Below are 899 nucleotides of genomic sequence, written 5' to 3' on the forward strand. Positions count from 1 at the left end.
GAATTAAATGCCCGTGCTAACCGGTTGGCCCATCAGCTGATTGCGCTGGGCGTAGCGCCGGATCAGCGAGTGGCGATTTGTGTGTCGCGTTCACCGGCTATGGTGGTGGGAATATTGGCAATACTGAAAGCTGGTGGCGCCTATGTGCCGTTGGACCCCGCTTATCCGGGTGAACGTCTGGTGCATATCCTGCATGACGCTGCGCCGACAGTGGTGCTGGCGGATAAGACCGGCCGGTCTGCATTAGGCGAGGAAACGCTGACCAGACTGACCGTACTTGACCCGAATACCTTGCCAGATCAGCCGGACAGTAATCCTCAGATACCTGCGCTGACTTCCCGGCATTTGGCCTATGTGATTTATACCTCGGGTTCGACCGGTATGCCGAAAGGGGTGATGGTTGAACATCATTCTCTGTTAAATCTCCATAGCACGCTGACAGCGCGGGTGTTTGCGCCTTCATCTGCCTCTTACCGGGTTAGCCTGAACGCGAGTATGGCATTTGATGCGTCATTGCAACATATACTGGGTCTGTTGAATGGCTATACGCTGGTGATTGTTCCGCAAGATGTGCGAGTCGATGGGGCCGCCTTATTGCAGTTTTTAACCACGACAGAGCTGGATGTGCTGGACTGTACGCCAATGCAGTTAGAGATGTTGTTGGCGGCGGGTTTGTCTAACCATAAAAAAGCGTTGACGCTGTTGATTGGGGGGGAATCCATATCCACACAAATCTGGCAGACGATAGCCGGTATACCGCAACTGACGGCCTATAATGTCTACGGCCCAACAGAATGTACCGTGGATACGACGTTGGCCTGTATAGAGCCGTCGCACCCTTATCCGACTATCGGTCGTCCGCTAGATAATGCCCGTCTTTATTTATTGGATAACGATGG

The 899-nt window shown here is 53.2% G+C and carries 1 protein-coding gene; it reads left to right on the plus strand.

The genetic code is table 11. From position 1 onward, the window contains the following. On the plus strand, nucleotides 1-899 hold an 899-nt coding region (locus EAE90_RS23240), incomplete at both ends, for an AMP-binding protein (protein ID WP_214055449.1).

Source organism: Photorhabdus caribbeanensis (assembly GCF_018448885.1).
Taxonomy (GTDB): domain Bacteria; phylum Pseudomonadota; class Gammaproteobacteria; order Enterobacterales; family Enterobacteriaceae; genus Photorhabdus; species Photorhabdus caribbeanensis.